General features: G+C 58.7%; 17 protein-coding genes. 5 read left to right on the top strand and 12 right to left on the bottom strand.

Going from position 1 to position 19,134, the window contains the following annotated elements:
- Window positions 1-115 precede the first annotated feature (115 nt).
- The gene (locus tag AB4O41_RS26835) at window positions 116-1,441 is read left to right on the top strand and encodes an OprD family porin (protein WP_460145352.1); all 1,326 of its coding nucleotides are present in this window, start codon (window positions 116-118) and stop codon (window positions 1,439-1,441) included.
- Between the two features lie 479 nt (window positions 1,442-1,920).
- On the opposite strand, the gene AB4O41_RS26830 is transcribed toward AB4O41_RS26835, so the two are convergent.
- The 6 genes from AB4O41_RS26830 to AB4O41_RS26805 form a co-directional block, all read right to left on the bottom strand.
- The gene (locus AB4O41_RS26830) at window positions 1,921-2,301 is read right to left on the bottom strand and encodes a DUF6124 family protein (RefSeq protein ID WP_460145351.1); all 381 of its coding nucleotides are present in this window, start codon (window positions 2,299-2,301) and stop codon (window positions 1,921-1,923) included.
- 470 nt (window positions 2,302-2,771) lie between these two features.
- Window positions 2,772-3,104, bottom strand: a complete 333-nt coding sequence (locus AB4O41_RS26825; RefSeq protein WP_460145350.1) for a DUF2790 domain-containing protein — start codon at window positions 3,102-3,104, stop codon at window positions 2,772-2,774.
- Window positions 3,105-3,183: 79 nt separating this feature from the next.
- Window positions 3,184-3,384 carry a co-regulatory protein PtrA N-terminal domain-containing protein gene (locus AB4O41_RS26820; protein ID WP_460145349.1) on the bottom strand — a complete coding sequence of 67 codons (201 nt, stop codon included), beginning with the start codon at window positions 3,382-3,384 and terminating at the stop codon, window positions 3,184-3,186.
- A 279-nt stretch (window positions 3,385-3,663) separates the two neighbouring features.
- A complete protein-coding gene (locus AB4O41_RS26815) occupies window positions 3,664-6,816 on the bottom strand; it encodes a CusA/CzcA family heavy metal efflux RND transporter (protein WP_460145348.1) in 3,153 nt (1,050 codons plus the stop codon).
- A 39-nt stretch (window positions 6,817-6,855) separates the two neighbouring features.
- Window positions 6,856-8,049 carry an efflux RND transporter periplasmic adaptor subunit gene (locus tag AB4O41_RS26810; protein WP_460145347.1) on the bottom strand — a complete coding sequence of 398 codons (1,194 nt, stop codon included), beginning with the start codon at window positions 8,047-8,049 and terminating at the stop codon, window positions 6,856-6,858.
- Between the two features lie 49 nt (window positions 8,050-8,098).
- Window positions 8,099-9,358, bottom strand: coding sequence for a TolC family protein (locus tag AB4O41_RS26805; protein WP_460145346.1), 1,260 nt, complete (start codon window positions 9,356-9,358; stop codon window positions 8,099-8,101).
- Window positions 9,359-9,825: 467 nt separating this feature from the next.
- Between AB4O41_RS26805 and AB4O41_RS26800 the strand changes: the two genes are divergently transcribed.
- The 4 genes from AB4O41_RS26800 (at window position 9,826) to AB4O41_RS26785 (ending at window position 12,788) form a co-directional block, all read left to right on the top strand.
- The gene (locus AB4O41_RS26800; protein WP_460145345.1) at window positions 9,826-10,500 is read left to right on the top strand and encodes a heavy metal response regulator transcription factor; all 675 of its coding nucleotides are present in this window, start codon (window positions 9,826-9,828) and stop codon (window positions 10,498-10,500) included.
- Complete coding sequence (locus AB4O41_RS26795; RefSeq protein ID WP_460145344.1) at window positions 10,497-11,903, top strand: heavy metal sensor histidine kinase; 1,407 nt, start codon at window positions 10,497-10,499, stop codon at window positions 11,901-11,903. The genes AB4O41_RS26800 and AB4O41_RS26795 overlap by 4 nt, the downstream gene beginning before the upstream one ends.
- A 230-nt stretch (window positions 11,904-12,133) precedes the next feature.
- Window positions 12,134-12,484 carry a type II toxin-antitoxin system RelE/ParE family toxin gene (locus AB4O41_RS26790; RefSeq protein WP_052967031.1) on the top strand — a complete coding sequence of 117 codons (351 nt, stop codon included), beginning with the start codon at window positions 12,134-12,136 and terminating at the stop codon, window positions 12,482-12,484.
- Window positions 12,474-12,788, top strand: a complete 315-nt coding sequence (locus AB4O41_RS26785; RefSeq protein WP_030130910.1) for a helix-turn-helix domain-containing protein — start codon at window positions 12,474-12,476, stop codon at window positions 12,786-12,788. Before AB4O41_RS26790 ends, AB4O41_RS26785 begins: the two co-directional genes overlap by 11 nt.
- 114 nt (window positions 12,789-12,902) lie before the next feature.
- Here the strand turns inward: AB4O41_RS26785 and AB4O41_RS26780 are convergent, their stop codons facing one another.
- Genes AB4O41_RS26780 through AB4O41_RS26755 form a run of 6 tightly spaced genes read right to left on the bottom strand, consistent with a single transcriptional unit; the run spans window position 12,903 to window position 18,838 of the window.
- Window positions 12,903-14,645, bottom strand: a complete 1,743-nt coding sequence (locus tag AB4O41_RS26780; protein ID WP_460145343.1) for an ABC transporter substrate-binding protein — start codon at window positions 14,643-14,645, stop codon at window positions 12,903-12,905.
- A 46-nt stretch (window positions 14,646-14,691) separates the two neighbouring features.
- Window positions 14,692-14,964, bottom strand: coding sequence for a DUF2160 domain-containing protein (locus AB4O41_RS26775; RefSeq protein ID WP_460148429.1), 273 nt, complete (start codon window positions 14,962-14,964; stop codon window positions 14,692-14,694).
- A 10-nt stretch (window positions 14,965-14,974) separates the two neighbouring features.
- The gene (locus AB4O41_RS26770; RefSeq protein WP_123358324.1) at window positions 14,975-15,775 is read right to left on the bottom strand and encodes a carbohydrate ABC transporter permease; all 801 of its coding nucleotides are present in this window, start codon (window positions 15,773-15,775) and stop codon (window positions 14,975-14,977) included.
- Window positions 15,776-15,783: 8 nt separating this feature from the next.
- Entirely contained in the window at window positions 15,784-16,650 is an 867-nt protein-coding gene (locus tag AB4O41_RS26765) for a carbohydrate ABC transporter permease (protein ID WP_460145342.1), read from the bottom strand.
- Window positions 16,647-17,744: an ABC transporter ATP-binding protein gene (locus tag AB4O41_RS26760; protein WP_460145341.1), complete on the bottom strand. Its 1,098-nt coding sequence runs from the start codon at window positions 17,742-17,744 to the stop codon at window positions 16,647-16,649. Before AB4O41_RS26760 ends, AB4O41_RS26765 begins: the two co-directional genes overlap by 4 nt.
- Complete coding sequence (locus tag AB4O41_RS26755; RefSeq protein ID WP_460145340.1) at window positions 17,744-18,838, bottom strand: ABC transporter ATP-binding protein; 1,095 nt, start codon at window positions 18,836-18,838, stop codon at window positions 17,744-17,746. Before AB4O41_RS26755 ends, AB4O41_RS26760 begins: the two co-directional genes overlap by 1 nt.
- Window positions 18,839-19,134 lie beyond the last annotated feature (296 nt).

Here is a 19,134-nt window from a genome sequence, read left to right as displayed (position 1 = left end):
TATCCGCAGCTTGCAACAATGTCACCCGGCGACCATGCCGGCGGGCCCTTACCCGCCGAACAATAAAACCCACGCCGAAGCACGTTCCCGTTCTGCCGAACCCGAGGAGTGATTGATGGTTAACAATAAAAAAATGTCGATAGCCGCTTTAGCTGTGGTTGTCGGCTCCGGGCCGTCCATGGTGTTGGCGGAAGATAAAGCCGAGGGGTTTATCGAGGGCAGCAGCCTGACGGTGCTCAACCGCAACTTCTACTTCAATCGAGATCACCGCAACGGCCAGTCCAGCCCCACCGGCAATGGTTATTCCGAGGCCTGGGCTCACGCCGTTATCAGCAAATTCGAATCCGGCTTTACCCAAGGCACCGTCGGGTTCGGCGTGGATGCGTTTGCGATGATCGGCTTGAAGCTCGATACCGGTGACGGGCGCAACGGTGGCCGCAGTTCGTTCGACGTGCTGCCGGTCGACAGTGATGGCCAAGCGCGGGACGAATACACCAAGGTCGGTGGCGCTGCCAAAGTGCGCGCCTTCGATACGGTGGTGAAGGTCGGCGATGTGTTCCCCGCCAACCCGGTGGTTGCGGCGGGTGACTCCCGACTGTTGCCGGAAAGCTTCCGGGGTGTCACGGCCACCAACACCAGTATCGAAGGTCTGTCGGTACAGGGCGGTCGCCTGCATGCGATGAGCCAACCGGTGTCAAGCGACATGCGCGATAACTTCGCGACCTTCTACGCCGGCCCAGTCAACTCGCCGTGGGTCGGCTATTTCGGTGGCGACTACACGCTGAACAAAAATCTCAGTTTCAGCCTGTATTCCAGTCGCCTCAAGGATGCCTGGAATCAGTACTACGCCGGCACCGCGTGGACTTACCCGCTGTCGGATGACCTGTCGCTGTTCGGTGGCCTGAACTATTACAAGGCGGTCGACGAAGGCAAACAACTGCTCGGCGAGTTCGACAACAACATCTGGAGCGGCCGCGTCGGCCTGAAACTCGGAGCCCATTCCTTGGCGCTGTCGCATCAGCGCAACAACGGCAATGACGACTTCGACTACCTGCGCCAGTCCGACTCGATCTTCCTCGACAACTCCATCCAGTACAGCGACTTCAACTCGCCCAAGGAACGTTCGTGGATGGTGCGTTACGACCTCGACATGACGACCTACGGCGTTCCGGGGCTGTCGTTCATGACCCGTTACGGCCGTGGCACCGACGCCGACTATTCCAACGCCAACGCCGTGTACATGCGCCGCGATGCCAATGGCAACCCGCTGACCGACCAGAAGCGCTGGGAGCGCGACATCGAAGTCAAATACGTGGTGCAGAGCGGTTCGCTGAAAGATATGTCGCTGCGTCTGCGCCAGGCCAATACCCGCGCCACGGCGTTTGAATCGGATCTGGATGAAGTGCGGGTGATTGTCGAGTATCCGCTGGCGATTCTCTGACTTCATTTGGTTGATGCAAATTCACCTTTAGAAGCTCCTTGCTCCTTTGGTAAGAGGTGAATCTTTTGGCGTCCTTCGGGGCGCTTTTTTTATGCCCGGTCTTTAACACACCGCGAAAAACTGTGGGAGCGAGCCTGCTCGCGATAGCGGTGGTTCAGCCAACATCTTCATTGGCTGAACCACCGCTATCGCGGGCAAGCCCGGCTCCCACAGGTCTGTGGTGTACACAAGTTCGGCAAACATCGCGAAAAACTGTGGGAGCGAGCCTGCCCGCGATGACGCCGGCACAGCCAACATCTTCATTGGCTGAACCACCGCTATCGCGGGCAAGCCCGGCTCCCACAGGTTCTGTGGTGTACACAAGTTCGGCAAACATCGCGGGAAACTGTGGGAGCGGGCTTGCCCGCGATGGCGTCGGCACGACCAACATCTTCGTCGACTGCCCCACCGCCATCGCGAGTAGGCTCGCTCCCACAGGGCTATGCAGCCGGCTCGACGTTATCCAACGCCTGATTCACCGCCAACTCTCCCAGCATCACCACCTGCGCAATACCCAGCAGAGTCTTGCGATGGGTGCCTTCCAGCAACGCGGCGAAGTCACCGAGCATGACCGTGGCCGAGGACAATGACTCGCTGGCATTGGCCAGCAGGGATTCGGTGTCGGCTTTGGGATTGGCGAAATACATCTGGTTGGGGGTGTAGGGCGTGGCCATGACGTGGGCGGTACGGTTCAGGTAGTAATCGAGCGTACGTTCGGCGGCTTCGTGGAGTTTTTTGGTGTCGATGGAGGCGTAGGGGGACGTTGAGTCGGTGTCCGCAACGGCGTCTGCTTCGGGAGGGTTGGGTGTTGGCTTTTTCATGATTTTGGTACTCAGCGTGATGGTTAGAGCTGGCCCATTCGGTTCCACGCGAAGGGGTGGCAGCTGTACGCAGGTTGGAACCCGGGCCACTGAGCAAAACCCGACAGACTCGAAGTCTCCCGCGCACAGCCGCCATAACGGAGTGCACACCATCAAGGTGCGCAAGCATACGTCATGAAAGGAGCTTTTGCTTTCAGTGGAGCCCCGGGGTTCCAATCCCGATCGCTGATTTAGCAGCGATGTACACAGGCTAGAGACCGGACGTCCGACGGACAACCTGAAAACATTGTGGGAAGGTTCAGCCTTTGCGACACAACTTTTAAACATCCCGAATTGAAATACGATCTGTGTGGTGCGCGGACAAACCAGAATTCCGATTGAAATACGCACTGAGCAGGAGCAGCCTTCGGCAGCTCCTGCGGGGACGGTCGTCACGTTGCGCACGGGGATCGGATGTCGGTCATACGCCCTCACCCACCGCGTTTGCGACAGTCTCCCGCCACGGTGTATTTGATGGTGTTGAGTTGCCCCTGAGAATCCTCATAGGTCATTGCGGTGGGCACCACAGCGCAAGCCACCTGCGGCCGCACAACGCTTACCACTTTCACCACATCCAGCTTCATCCCGTATTCATAGTCTTTCACCACCGGTGCCGGTTTGCCCTGGTTGGCGGCGTATTGCTCCATGGCTTTGGCGTTGGCACTGAGCATTTTCTCGAACGTCCGGTCACCGCCACCTTCAGCGAGTACATTCAGGGACATCGCCATAACCCCGGCAAACGTAATCCACTTAAATAACTTCATATCCACTTCCTTCAAAATCCGGCTCATAAAAAAGCCCGGCAACGGGAATCGATGACGGGCTTGTTCAAGTGCGGCACGCTTACAGGTCTTTGGTCTTGTCGTCCTTCTTTTCATTCACAACGATGGGGTCGCGCGCCTGCTCTTTGGCGACAAATTTCTCTACCGACCGGTCATTGGCCGCCATCATTTTTTCGAATGCCCGGTCGCCGCCGCCTTCAGCCAAGACCACAGAAGACATCACCAACGCCACCGCAAACGCACTCAGTTGTGCAAGTTTCATGTTTGATTCCTCGTTTAATTAACTGACGGGATCAAGGTAACAATCCGAACCTTTCGTGACGGTGGCGTGGAGATTACATATCCGTTATGTGGGAGGGGCAGTCATTGCAGAGTATTGATCACTCAGAAAATCTGCAGACTGAAAAATACCTGTGGCGAGGGAGCTTGCTCCCGTTGGGGCGCGAAGCGGCCCTTGCTCTTCATCTGAAAAGCGGGGCCTGCTATGCAGTCCAGCGGGAGCAAGCTCCCTCGCCACAGGGGTTGTATTCACAGAGTTGGATTAGGGGGTGGGAGTTACTTCCTCATCCCGTCGATGGGCGAGTTGGTACAGCGCGGGCAATATCAGCAACGTCAGAATGGTCGAAGACAGAATCCCGCCAATCACCACCGTCGCCAACGGACGTTGTACCTCCGCCCCAGTGCCGGTCGCCAGTGCCATCGGAATAAAGCCCAGGGACGCCACCAGCGCCGTCATCAACACCGGCCGCAGACGAGTCAGCGCGCCTTCGTTGATCGCATCACTGAGTGAACGCCCCTCCTCCCGCAAATTGCGGATGAACGCGATCATCACCAACCCGTTGAGCACCGCCACCCCCGACAGCGCAATGAACCCCACGCCCGCCGAGATCGACAGCGGAATATCCCGCAGCCACAGCGCCATGACGCCACCGGTCAACGCAAACGGAATCCCGGTGAATACCAACAAGCCGTCCTTGAGGTTGTTGAACATCATGAATAGCAGTCCGAACACCAGCAACAAAGCCACCGGCACCACAATCTGCAAGCGTTTGGCCGCCGCCTGCAACTGCTCGAACTGCCCGCCCCAACTGGTCCAGTAACCCGCCGGCACCTGAACATCTCGCTCAATCACCTCGCCAGCCTCCTGGACGAAGGAGCCAATGTCGCGCCCGCGAACGTTAGCGCTGACGATCACCAGACGCTTGCCGTTTTCGCGGCGGACCTGATTCGGCCCCAACACCAGATCGAGACTGGCAACTTCCTTGAGCGCGATAAAACCGATCTGATTGGCAGCACCATTGAGCGGTGCCGGGACCGGAATCAGCAGCGCTGACAAACCTTCAATATCCTTGCGCATGGCATCGGACAATCGCACCACCATGTCGAAACGCCGATCGCCCTCATACAACGTCCCCGCCTGACGCCCGCCGACCGCTACCGCAATGGTGTCCTGCACATCGCCGACATTGAGCCCGTAACGCGCAGCCTTGTCGCGGTCGATGTTGATGGTCAGCACCGGCAGTCCGGTGGTTTGCTCAACTTTGACCTCGGACGCGCCGTTGACCTTCTGCAGGGCAGCAGCAATCTTCGCCGCCGTGGCATTGAGCACGGCCATATCATCCCCGAACACCTTGACCGCCACATCACTGCGCACGCCGGAGATCAGTTCGTTGAAGCGCAACTGAATCGGCTGCGACAGTTCATAGTTGCTGCCCGGCAGCGTTGCGGCGGCTTGTTGCAGTTCGGCCATCAGGGTCTCGCGGGACTTGCCCGGGTCCGGCCACTGCTCTTTCGGCTTGAGCATCACGTAGCTGTCGGAGATATTCGGCGGCATCGGATCAGAAGCAATTTCGGCGGTGCCGGTGCGGGCGAACACCCGCTCGACCTCCGGCACTTTGTTGAGAATCAGGGTTTCCAAACGCTGCTGCATGTCCACCGATTGGGTCAGGCTGGTGCCCGGTACGCGCAAGGCTTGCAGGGCAAAATCGCCCTCGCTGAGGCTCGGCACGAACTCACTGCCCATGCGGCTGGTCAGCACACCACTGAGCACAATCACCCCGAGCGCCGTGCCCACGGCGACTGTGCGATGGCTCATCACCCAGGCCAACGCCGGCGCATAAAGCTGCCGTGCGCCGCGCATGACCACGCCCTCTTCTTCCTTGACCTTGCCAGTGACAAACAGCGCAATGGCCGCCGGGACGAAGGTCACGGACAAGAGCATCGCCCCCAACAGCGCGATGACCACGGTGAAGGCCATCGGGTGGAACATTTTCCCTTCGACACCGTTCAGGGCGAAGATCGGCAGGTACACGACCATGATGATCAACTGGCCAAAGATCAGCGGTCGACGTGCCTCTTTGGCCGCTGCAAAGACTTCGTGGAAACGTTCGGAACGGGTCAGCAATCGCCCGTGATGGTGTTGCGCATGAGCCAGGCGCCGCAGGGTGTTTTCGACGATCACCACCGCACCGTCAACGATGATCCCGAAGTCGAGCGCACCGAGGCTCATCAGGTTGGCGCTGACTTTGTTGGTGAACATGCCGGTGAAGGTGAACAGCATCGACAGCGGAATCACCATCGCAGTAATCAGCGCCGCGCGGATGTTGCCCAGAAACAGGAACAGAATCGCGATGACCAGAATCGCGCCTTCCACCAGATTCTTCTTCACCGTGGCGATGGCTTTGTCGACCAGGTGCGTGCGGTCATACACCGGCACCGCGATCACGCCTCTGGGCAGCGAGCGGTTGATCTGTTCAAGTTTGCTCGCCACTGACTGGGAAACAGTACGGCTGTTTTCGCCGATCAACATGAACACCGTACCGAGCACCACTTCACGACCGTTTTCAGTGGCGGCACCGGTGCGCAGTTCGCGGCCGATGTCCACGGTCGCGACGTTCTTCACCCGGATCGGCGTACCATCGACATTGGCCATGACGATGTTGGCGATGTCCTCGACGCTCGCCACCTGGCCGGGCGCACGAATCAGCAACTGCTCGCCGCTGCGCTCGATGTAACCGGCGCCGACGTTGGCGTTGTTGCGCTCCAGCGCCGTGACCAGATCGGTGAGGGTCAGTTTGTACGCCGCCAGCCGTTTCAGGTCGGGGGCGATCTGGTATTCCTTGGCAAATCCGCCGATGGTGTTGATCTCGGCCACACCGGGCACGTTGCGCAATTGCGGCTTGATGATCCAGTCCTGAATCACCCGCAAATCGGTCGGCGTGTAGGCCGTGCCGTCGTCCTTGAGCGCACCGTCCTGCGCCTCCACCGTCCACAGGAAAATCTCGCCAAGCCCGGTGGAAATCGGCCCCATCAGCGCTTCCGCGCCCTCGGGCAATTGCTCCTTGGCGATCTGCAAACGCTCGTTGACCAATTGCCGGGCGAAGAACAAATCGGTGCCGTCCTTGAAGATCACCGTGACCTGCGACAGCCCCGAACGCGACAGCGAACGGATCTGCTCCAGCGCCGGCAAACCGGCCATGGCGGTTTCAATCGGGAAGGTGATGCGCTGCTCGGTTTCAAGCGGTGAGAACCCGGCCGCGCCGGTGTTGATTTGCACCTGGACGTTGGTGATGTCCGGCACGGCGTCGATCGGCAGCTTTTGATAACTGGCGATGCCGAGGCCGGCCATGAGGAGAACGGCGAGCAGCACGATGATGCGCTGCTCGATGGCAAACTGGATCAGGCGTTCGAACATGAGAATCTTCTCGTCGAGGGGGCGGATCGGTGGGAGTCTTCAGTGAGCGTGCTCGGCCGAGGCTTTGCCCAGTTCCGATTTGAGGACGAAGCTGCCGGCGCTGGCGACTTGCACGCCCGGTTCCAGCCCTTGGGTGACTTCCACCAAACCGGCCGCGCGACTGCCCAGTTCCACCGGTTGCGCCTTGAAGCCGTCGTCGGTGCGCACGAACACCGTGGGCTTGTCCTCGACGGTCTGGATCGCGGTTTCAGGTACGGCGACCTTGGCTTGGCGACTGTCGGTAGCCACCAGCGCGGTGACGAACAGGCCGGGGCGCCACGAGCCTTGCGGATTTTCCAGGGTCACGCGAACCGTTGCAGTGCGGGTCTGTTCACCCAGCAAACTGCCGACGTAGGCCACGGTGCCGGCGACTTCGGCATTGAGTTCCGGGGCGCTGACGGTGACCGGTTTGCCCACTTGCACCTTGTTCAGATCCTTGGGCGAAACGCCGAACGTCACCCACACCCGCGACAGGTCGGAGAGCGTAAAAGCCGCCGAGGATTCATCGACCACCTCCCCCGGCGTCAGGTGTTTCTCCACCACCACGCCGTCGAATGGTGCGCGCAATTCGTAGCGATTACCGCCGGTGGCGACCACGCTGCCACTGAGCACGCTGATTTTTTGCCGGGCATTGGTCAGGGAAATTTCGGCTTCTTCCAATGCTTGACGTGCCTGAAGGAAATCCTGCTCGGCGGAGATCTTGTCCTGCCACAGTTTTTTCTCGCGTTCGTAGGTGGTGCGCGCCAAGGTCAAGCGACGCTGTGCGGCAGCCTGTTCGCTGCGCTGATCGGAGATCTGCTGACTGGCGATCACCGCCAGCAACTGGCCCTTCTTCACCGACTGCCCGAGATTGACCGACACCGACTCGACCACACCGGGCACCCGAGGCACCACGTGCGCGGTGCGGTCTTCGTCAAAGCGCACTTCGCCGGGGAACGGCAAGCCGAGGCTGATGTTCTGCGCCCGCGCTTCGGCCAGTTGAATGCCCGCCGCGGTGATCTGTTCGGTGCTCAACTCCAAGTGCCCTTCTTCTGTATGTTCACCGTCGGCTGCTGCGCCTTCTTCAGCGTGATCGGCGTGTTCCGCCGCTTCATCGGCATGAGCGTCGATGGACGCATCGCCCGACCACATCGAGCCAATACCAATGCCCAGTGCCAGCGTCGCCGCAGCAACCACGATCAGTTTTTTTTCCATGGAAACTCCTCTGCGCCATGCCATCGCGCAGTGATCTAAAAGATGAAATTCAAGGGCTGACTGAGAAGTCGCCGAAGATGCGTTCGATGCGTACTCGCGCATCCGTCGCCTCGCTGACGGCCTGGATGTACTGGCTGCGCGCGCTGATCAGGGTGCGTTGGGCGTCGAGCACGTCGAGGAATCCGAACTTGCCCATTTCGAAGCCGCGCGTGGCGCTGTCGACCGCACTTTGCGCGGCGGGCAGGATGGTCTGGTTGAACGCTTTGACTTCGCCGTTGGCGGTCTGCCATTGCTCAAGGGTGGTCTGGATTTCCGTGCGCAAACGCAGCTCGGTGGCGTTGCGCAGATCCCGCGCCTGATCGCTGCGCCGGGCAGCCGCCAGCACGTTGCCCTGATTGCGGTTGAACAGCGGAATCGGCATCGACAGCCCAACCACGTTGACCCGCTCGCGCTCGGTTTCACTGTATTGGCTGCCAATGCTCACGGTCAGGTCGGGAATGCGTTGCGACTTTTCCAGACCCAATGAGGCTTCGCGCTGATCGATCTGCAATTTGGCCAGACGCAGGTCGGCGGTCTCGTTCAGGCGCTCAAGCAATCGGGTCGGCGGTGGCACGGTGGGCATGCTTTGCGTGGCGACTTGCACGGTGGTCAAGGTTGGCAACGGTGAGCCCATGACCTGCGCCAATTGCTGATAGGCGTTGGCCTGATCGCGTTCGGCGCGGCTCAGTTCCAGGCGCACTTCGGAGAGCTGCACTTGCGCACGGGTGCCTTCGACTGGCGATGATTGACCGGCCTCGATGCGTCCTTGGGCAACGCGCAAACCGTGTTCGGCGAGTTGCAGCGACTGGCGCGACAACTGCAAGCGTTGTTGCGCAGTCTGGGCGCTGTTGAACGCCTGAATCACATCGGCGCGCAAGGCATTGCGCTTGCGCTCCCATTCGATCCCGGCGGCGTCCTGCGCGCGGCTGGCGACGTCGATCCGTGCGCCACGTTTACCGCCCAGTTCGACCGGTTGGTTGAGCATCACCGTGGTGGTTCGCGAATCGCGACGGGTGTCTTCGGCCTCCCACGACACTTCGGGGTTGGGGATCAGACCGGCCTGTTTTCGCTCACCCTCGGCGATACCGATGTCCCACTGCGCAGCCGCCAGATCCGGGTTACCGGCGAATGCCGTTTGCAGGGCTTGATCGAGGGTCAGGGTCGATGCATGCACAAGACCCGTACCGGCCAGCAACACAACGCTGGCCGTCACTGTCCTCGCTGTTTTTTTCAGGCGTGATCGCACCGTCAGCTCTTTTAAACCGGGCAATGGAAAACTTCCTTTATTCAAAAATCTTTGATGCCGCCACGGTAGAGTTTTGAACTTATCGACAAGGTGACTGGAACATTACAAATCCGTTATCCACAGTTTGTGGAAGTTATTTTGGTCTAGGATGCGAAGTGCGAAAGGCGACATAGCAATACATGGAAACAAATACACGGTAGTTATCTGCCGAACAGCCCTTGCCTGAATGCGGCGCATGGGCATACGGGCTTGCCTGCTGCGACAGGCTGTCGCAGATCGCCATTTTCAGGGCTCAAGATCCAGTATTTCAGTTGACTCTGTAGCTACTACAGCCTTTACCTTGCACACCACCACACAGGGAAATCTCTGTAGGAAACCAGGAACTCACATCCTCTAGTCGTTATTCAAATCCGTCCGGAACCCCCTACAAGAACAACAACTTTCCCGGCCACCTTAATTAAATATCCATTGAATAAAAGTGGTGATAGATCATGCGAATCCTTGTCGTCGAGGACGAGCTTAAAGCTGCCGAATACTTGCATCAGGGACTGACGGAAAGTGGTTATATCGTTGACCACGCGGCCACCGGCGCCGATGGACTGCATCTGGCGCAACAGCAGGCGTATGACTTGGTGATCCTGGATGTGAATCTGCCGGAACTCGATGGCTGGGGCGTACTGGAACAATTGCGTCGCACCCACTCCACCCGGGTGATGATGCTCACCGCCCGCGGGCGTCTGGCCGACAAGATTCGTGGTCTGGATCTGGGCGCCGATGATTATCTGGTCAAACCGTTCGAGTTCCCCGAATTGTTGGCGCGGGTGCGCACGCTGATGCGGCGCAGCGAAAACATCCCGTTGCCACAAGTGCTCAAAGTCGCCGACCTGGAACTCGACCCAGGGCGTCACCGCGCCTTTCGAGGCGAACAGCGCATCGACCTGACCACCAAGGAGTTCGCCCTGCTGCATTTGTTGATGCGTCAGTCCGGCGAAGTGCTCACCCGCACCCAGATTATTTCGCTGGTGTGGGACATGAATTTCGACTGCGATACCAATGTGGTCGAAGTCTCTATCCGTCGTTTGCGCGCCAAGATCGACGACCCGTTCGACAGCAAACTGATCCATACCCTGCGTGGTGTCGGCTATGTGCTGGAGGCGCGGGAATGAAGCCGGCCAGCCTGTCGCTGCGCTTGGGCTTGACCGTCAGCATCCTGGGGGCGGTGCTGGTGGTGTTCCTGGCTGTATTGGCGTTCTTTGCCCTGACCCATGAACTGAACGCGTTATCCAGGGACAGCCTGGCCCAGAAGATGGAACAGGTGGAACACAGCCTGTCGCTGTACGCCAATTCCGCAGAAATTCGTTCGGCGCCGCACATTCTGCTCGATCAGGTCATGGGCCATGACAATCTCACCCTGACGATTTATGACCGCGCCAACTTGCGTACGCCGCTGTTGAAATCCGGCTCCGGCATGGTCGACCCGCGTCTTGAGCGCAAGGCAGCGCTGGCCTCCAACGAACAACTGACGTTCTCGGGCAGCACCGACGATCAAGACAAGCGCTACCTGACCGCCTCTCGGTTGATCCGCATCAAGGACGGCACCCGCGTCCCGGCGCTGCTGTCGATGGACGATGCCCACAATCAGGCGTTGCTCAGCGCCTATCTGCGCTCGACGCTGATTGCTTTGCCGTTGCTGCTGATCTTCATCGGCCTCAGTGCCTGGGTCGCCGTACAGCGGGGGCTGACGCCGCTGCGCGAGTTTCGCAAAGTGGCGGCGATGGTCTCGACGCAAGACCTCGACCATCGGCTGTCGGTGCTCGACATGCCCCAGGAACTCAGTGAACTGGCCCAAGGGATCAACTTCATGCTGGATCGCCTCGACAATGGTGTGCAGCAGTTGTCGCAGTTCTCCGATGACCTGGCCCATGAACTGCGCACTCCGATCAACAATTTGATGGGCAAGGCACAGGTGACGCTGTCCCGGGAACGCACGGCCGAGGCGTACAAAAGCGTTTTGGTGTCTTGCACCGAAGAACTGGAGCGTGTCGCGCGGATTGTCTCGGACATGCTGTTTCTGGCGCAGGCCAGTAACCCGGCAGCGCTCACGTCCTTCGAGTCGGTCGCCCTGGAAGAAGAAGCCGAAAAGGTGGCCGATCTGTTTTCCTTGTCGGCGCAAGACAAGCGCATCAGCCTGAGCGTGACCGGCAGCGCAAGCGTGCTGGGCGAGCGCTTGATGATTCAGCGGGCGATCTCGAACCTGCTGTCCAACGCCCTGCGCCACTGCCCGACCGGGCAAACGGTTTCGCTACACATTGAACAAGAGGCAACTCAGGTTTCGCTGCGGGTCAGCAACCCCGGCGCGGGCATCGAAGCGCAGCATCTGTCGCATCTATTCGACCGCTTTTACCGCGTCGACAGCAGCCGCTCCCGCTCGCAAGGCAGCACCGGACTGGGCCTGGCCATTGTGCGTTCGATCATGAGCTTGCATCAGGGGGTGGCCGAAGTTGAAAGCCTGCCCGGTGCGATGACCGTGTTCAGACTGGTTTTCCCCAAAAACGAAAATGCAATGTAAATACCGTCTTGAACCTCACCGAGCAAGCGCAAGTTTCGGGTCATAAGGCTGGCCCGTTTCTTCCCCCTCCTCCCTGATATCCAGAATCGCCTCGCGGGTGAATCAGCCGCGTCCTACATCCCGATCCAGCCTTCGACCTTAACGTAATGACTTGACCGAATTGGGCAGGAACAGAAGCCTTGATCTATTCGATTCTTGTGATAGAAATATACGCAGGTAACGTACATAACATGGACGCTCTTTTTATCGAATTACCCGTATTTCAAAAGCATCGAAGTGACTACCTGGATGATGATCTGTTTCACCGGTTCCAGCAGGAGCTGCTACAAAACCCGGAAGCGGGAGATGTCGTCGAAGGCACCGGAGGTCTGCGCAAAATTCGAGTGGTGGATGAGCGGCGAAACAAGGGCAAGCGCGGTGGGCTGAGGGTGATTTATTACTGGTGGTCCGGTTTCGACCAATTCTGGCTCTTTACCTTGTATGGCAAAAACGAACAGGACGATCTGACGCCACAACAGAAAAAACTGCTTAAAGAAATGCTTTATCGAGAAATCAAAGCGAGAACGAGCGATGAAACGTGACATTTTTTCCGAGCTGGTAGAGGGGTTTGAAGCCTTGGCCGATGAGCGCCAAGGTAAAGTCACTCTACGCACGCACAAAGTAAAACTGGCCAAACTGGCTCCGATTACGGCAGAGGAAGTGGTTGGCATCCGCCAGCAACTGAATCTCTCCCGGCCGGTGTTTGCGATGTACTTGCGCACCAACACCCGGACGCTGGAGAACTGGGAGCAAGGACGGGCGAAACCTAATGCTCAGGCGACAACACTGATCCGGCTGGTTGAGCGCTTTCCGGAGACGGTTCAACAACTGGCGGCGCTGACCTGAAGTATTTGCGGCGTTTTCAATGACGCCATCGCGAGCAGGCTCGCGATGGCGATGGAACAGGCACCAACAAAAACGGCACCTTCCGGTGCCGTTTGCGTTTCATAGTCCAGCTGTTTACTTACGCGCCGCCTCCCACGATTTCAGCAGCTCGGCATAGCTCACGGTTTCGCCTTTAGGCTTTTCGTTCGCCAGTTTCGCTTTCGGCGCACCCGGTTGGTCGAACCAGTACTGTGCATCGCGCTCGGGGTTCATTTTCGGCGCGCAGGTGGCTTGAGCCTTCGAGCGTTCCAGACGGGTCATGATCGCGTCCTGATCCTTGGCCAAACCGTCCAGTGCCTGTTGCGGGGTTTTCTCGCCGCTGGCGGCTTCCGCGATGTGGCTCCACCACAGTTGTGCCAAACGAGGATAGTCCGGCACGTTGGTCCCGGTCGGGGTCCATTGCACGCGGGCCGGGCTGCGGTAGAACTCCACCAGACCACCGAGTTTCGGCGCCAGGTCAGTCATGGCTTGCGAGTTGATGTCCGACTCGCGAATCGGCGTCAGGCCGACGATGGTTTTCTTCAGGGACACGGTTTTCGAGGTCACGAACTGCGCGTATAGCCAGGCCGCGAGCTTCTGTTTCTCAGGCGTGGATTTCATGAACGTCCAGGAACCGGCGTCCTGATAACCGAGCTTCATGCCCTCCTCCCAGTACGGACCTTTCGGCGACGGCGCCATGCGCCATTTCGGTGTGCCGTCGGCGTTCATCACCGGCAGGCCTGGTTTGGTCATGTCGGCGGTAAACGCGGTGTACCAGAAGATCTGCTGCGCGATGTTGCCTTGGGACGGCACCGGGCCGGACTCGGAGAAGGTCATGCCCGCCGCTTCCGGTGGCGCATATTTCTTCAGCCAGTCGACGTACTTGGTGGTGGCATAGACCGCCGCCGGGCCGTTGGTGTCGCCGCCGCGGGTCACGCTGGAACCGACCGGATGGCAGTCTTCGACACGGATGCCCCACTCGTCCACCGGCAAGCCGTTGGGAATGCCCTTGTCGCCAGCGCCGGCCATGGAGAACCAGGCATCGGTGAAGCGCCAGCCGAGGGAAGGATCCTTCTTGCCGTAGTCCATATGCCCGTAGATGCGCTTGCCGTCTATTTCCTTGACGTCTTCGCTGAAGAATTTGGCGATGTCTTCATAGGCCGACCAGTTCACCGGCACGCCCAATTCATAACCGTATTTTTCTTTGAATTTCGCTTTCAGATCCGCCCGCTCGAACCAGTCGGCACGGAACCAGTAGAGGTTGGCGAATTGCTGGTCGGGCAATTGATAGACTTTGCCGTCCGGCGCGGTGGTGAACGAGATGCCGATGAAGTCTTTGATGTCCAGCGTCGGCGAGGTGTAGGCCTTGCCTTCGTTGGCCATCAGGTCGGTGATCGATTCGGTCTTGCCGTAGCGAAAGTGCGTACCGATCAGGTCCGAGTCGTTGACCCAGCCGTCATAGATGTTCTTGTCCGATTGCATCTGGGTCTGCAGCTTTTCCACCACGTCGCCTTCCTGCAGCAAGTCGTGGGTCAGCTTGATCCCGGTGATCTCGGTGAACGCCTTGGCCAGCACCTTGGATTCATATTCGTGGGTGGCAATGGTTTCGGAAACCACTTTGATGTTCATCCCGCGAAACGGCTCGGACGCTTTGATAAACCACTTCAGCTCTTCGAGCTGCTGTTCAGCAGTCAAGGTGGACGGTTTGAATTCGCTGCCAATCCATTTCTTCGCAGCATCTTCGTAGGCATCGGCCCAGGCAGATGCGCTCAAACCGCTGAGTGCCAGCAGGGCTGCCAATGAAATGCTATGTCGCAGCTTATTGTTTTTATCGAACATAAGACCTCCTGTTTAAGTGGCGGAGCACGATTGCCGAGCGATTCGACTAGCCCCAACGCATCACAGCCAACAGCCACACCAGAGACAACGCGAACGCTACCCAGATGCTCCAGTCGGTGACGCCAATTACCAGCAAATGCAGGTAGGCGCTGCCGAGAAGACCGATAAACAGCCGATCGCCACGGGTAGTGGCAATCGGCAAAAAACCACGCCGAGGGATACTCGGCGAACGCAATTCCCAGGTCGTCATGCCCGTCAGGATCAAGGCAATAACGCTGAAGAATACCGCCGTGGGGCCAGTCCAACTCATCCATTCCATCATCAGTTCCTCATACCCGGCCCAGGGCAAAGCCCTTGGCCACGTGGTTGCGAACAAACCAGATCACCAGCATGCCCGGCAGGATGGTCAATACCCCTGCAGCCGCCAGCACACCCCAGTCGATGCCGGACGCCGAGACCGTGCGGGTCATCACCGCCGCGATGGGTTTGGCGTTCACCGAGGTCAGGGTTCGCGCCAGCAGCAGCTCGACCCAGGAAAACATGAAGCAGAAAAACGCCGTGACGCCGATCCCGGAGCCGATCAGCGGGACGAAGATCTTCACGAAGAACTTGGGGAAACTGTAGCCGTCGATGTAGGCGGTTTCGTCAATTTCCTTGGGAACGCCGGACATAAAACCTTCAAGAATCCACACCGCCAACGGCACGTTAAACAGACAGTGAGCCAACGCCACCGCGATATGGGTATCGAACAACCCGATCGAGGAATACAGCTGAAAGAACGGCAGCAGGAACACCGCCGGTGGCGCCATGCGGTTGGTCAGCAGCCAGAAGAACAGGTGCTTGTCGCCGAGAAAACGATAGCGTGAAAACGCATACGCCGCCGGCAGCGCCACGCTCAGGGAGATCAGCGTGTTAAAACTCACGTAGTACAGCGAGTTGAGGTAACCGGTGTACCAGCTCGGATCGGTGAAGATCACCTTGTAGTTGGCGAAGGTGAAATCCTGAGGAAACAGCGTCAGACCGCCGAGGATTTCGGTGTTGCTCTTGAAGGACATGTTCAGCAGCCAGTAGATCGGCACCAGCAGGAACAGGATGTAGATCAGCAGTGGAATCAGCTTTCTCTTGCTCATGGCAGGCCTCACCGATTGGCGTCAGAGTGAGTCATGGCGGTATAGAACAGCCACGACACCAACAGGATGATCAGGAAGTACACCAGCGAGAAAGCCGCCGCCGGGCCGAGGTCGAATTGTCCTACGGCCATTTGGGTCAAGGTCTGACTCAAGAAGGTCGTGGCATTGCCCGGACCGCCACCCGTCAGTACGAACGGCTCGGTGTAGATCATGAAGCTGTCCATGAACCGCAGCATCACCGCGATCAGCAGCACGCTCTTGAGCTTGGGCAACTGGATGTGTCGGAAAACCGCCCAGGCCGACGCTCGATCAATCCGCGCCGCCTGGTAATACACGTCCGGAATCGCCCGCAAACCGGAGAAACACAACAGCGCCACCAGCGACGTCCAGTGCCAGACGTCCATCACCAACACCGTGACCCAGGCGTCCATGGTGTTGGATGCATAGTTGTAGTTCAGGCCCATGGCCTTGAGGCTGGCGCCGAGCAGACCAATGTCCGCGCGGCCGAAAATCTGCCAGATGGTGCCGACCACGTTCCAAGGGATCAGCAGCGGTATCGCCAGAATGATCAACACCAGCGACGACCAGCGGCCCTTGGTCGGCATGGTCAGGGCGATGGCAATGCCCAACGGAATTTCGATCAGCAACACGCAGCCGGAGTAGATGAACTGGCGGAGCAACGAGTCATGCAAGCGTGGGTCGAGCAGCACTTGTTTGTACCAGTCGGCACCGACGAAGTAGCGGCTGGACTGGTCGAAGATGTCCTGCACCGAGTAGTTGACCACGGTCATCATCGGGATTACCGCACTGAATGCCACCAGCAGGAACACCGGCAACACCAGCCACCAGGCCTTGTTGTTCTGCACCTTGTTCATGGCAGCACCTCCAGCAGGTAATCATCGGCATAGACCATCAGCCATTGCGCCGGAAAACTGATGTACGCCGTGCCTTCGGGCACCGGTTTGTCTTCGGCCAGGCGTACTTTGAGCGCAGCGCCGTCGAGGTTCAGGGTCATGATCTTGTAGGTGCCCAGGTCTTCGACGTGTACGACCTGTGCCTGCATCGCGTCTTCAAAGGGCTCGTCCCACACATGAACGAACTCCGGACGGATGCCGACCTTCAGGGTTTTCCATTCGGACTCGGCGATTCGTTTCTGCATCACGTCGGACAACGGCAAGTGAGTCCCGGCAAAACCGACACCACCGGCTTGTGGCTGGACCTCGATCAGGTTCATCCCCGGGCTGCCGATGAAATAGCCGACAAAGGTGTGGCTCGGCCGCTCGAACAATTCCCGTGGCGTACCGAACTGCACGATCTGCCCGCCATACATCACCGCGATCTTGTCAGCGAAGGTCGAGGCTTCGAGCTGATCGTGGGTGACGTAGACCATGGTGATGTTGAACTGCTCGTGGATCTGCTTGAGCTTGCGTCGCAGCTTCCACTTCAGGTGCGGGTCGATCACCGTCAGCGGTTCATCGAAGAGGATCGCCGACACGTCATCGCGCACCAGCCCACGGCCCATGGAGACTTTCTGTTTTTCATCGGCGGTGAGGTTGCGCGCCTTCTTGTACAGCAATGCCTGGAGGTCGAGGACTTCAGCGATTTCCTGCACCTTGGTGTGAATTTTCGCCTCGGCCATGCCCTGATTGCGCAACGGGAAGGCCAGGTTATCGAACACCGTCATGGTGTCGTAGACCACCGGAAACTGGAAAACCTGGGCGATGTTGCGCTTCTCGGGGGTCAGATCATTGACCGCTTTGCCGTCGAATAGCACATGCCCTTGGGACGGACTGAGTAACCCGGAAATGATGTTGAGCAAGGTCGACTTGCCGCACCCCGAAGGCCCGAGCAGCGCATAAGCACCGCCCTGCTCCCAGACATGGTCCATCTCGCGGATCGCGTAGTCCTCAGGGCCGGTCGGCGTTGGGGTGTAGCTGTGGGCAAGGCTCTGCAAACGGATTTCGGCCATCAGGCAACCCTCGCAATACGGCGACCGGGCGCCTGAACCAGCCGCCCCTGCATATCGAACACGAACAGTTTATGAGTCGGGATATAGATGCGAATCGGCGCATCGACGTCGTATTCGTGAACACCCGGCAAGTGCAGCACCAGCAGGAAATACTCGTTGCACACGTGCAGGAAGGTTTCCGAACCGCTGATCTCGGCCACCTCGACGGTCACCGCCAGTTCCAGGTCATCGTCGTTGCTCGGCACCAGCGAGATATGGCTGGGGCGCACACCGAAACGGAACTCGCCCTCGCCCACCGGTCGCAGATCGACATTCAGCGGGAAGTGCACAAAATTGGCGAAACTGACTTCGTTGCCGGCAATGCGCCCCGGCATCAGGTTGATCGGCGGCTCGGAGAACAACTCCGCCGCCAGCACGGTTTGCGGCTGGTGATAAACCTCGGAGGACTTGCCGCTCTGAATCACCCGACCTTCGTGAAGAATGGTCGTGGTACCGCCCAGCGCCAACGCTTCGTTGGGTTCCGTGGTGGCGTAAATCGCGATGGTGTGCCGGGCCTTGAACAACTCGCGCATTTCCTGGCGCAGCTCTTCGCGCAGCTTGTAGTCGAGGTTGACCAGCGGCTCGTCGAACAGAATCAGCTCGGCATCCTTGACCAGCGCCCGGGCCATCGCCGTGCGCTGCTGCTGGCCGCCGGAGAGTTCCAGAGGATGGCGCTGGAGGAATTTCTCGATGCGCAGCATCTTCGCGGTTTCCAGCACTTTGCTCTGGATCAACTCATTGGAAACGCCGGACTGACGCAGCGGCGAGGCGATGTTCTCGAACACCGTCATGGTCGGGTAATTAATGAACTGCTGATAAACCATCGACACATTGCGTAAACGCACCGGACGTTGGGTGACGTCGACGCCGTTCATCAGGATGCGACCGCTGTCGGGCTTGTCCAGGCCAGCCATCAGACGCATGAGGCTGGTTTTGCCAGACAGCGTGCGACCGAGCAAAACGTTGAACGATCCGGGTTCGAAGTTTAGGCACGCATCGTCGATCCAGGTCTGACCCTCGACGGTACGGCTGACGTGCTCCAGGATTAGTGACATGGCTCGGCCTTTTTATTATTGGAGTCAAGCGACCGGAGCACTACAGCGACATTCGTGCCAGAAATCCCAAGCGGTTGATCTGGCTTGAAAAACACGAAAAACAAGGGAAAACCGCGTTCGTTGCTGAACAGAAATGAACAACCGCGACTGAACAATTGAACAGTCCAACGGTTGACAATGAACAATAGTGAACAACACTCTGTGGGAGCGGGCTTGCTCGCGAATGCGGACTGTCAGACACGTCATTGGTGTTTGACCCACCGCATTCGCGAGCAAGCCCGCTCCCACATGGAATC

This window comes from Pseudomonas sp. S2_A02, assembly GCF_054668495.1.
This window is presented reverse-complemented; position numbering and strand designations above follow the sequence as displayed.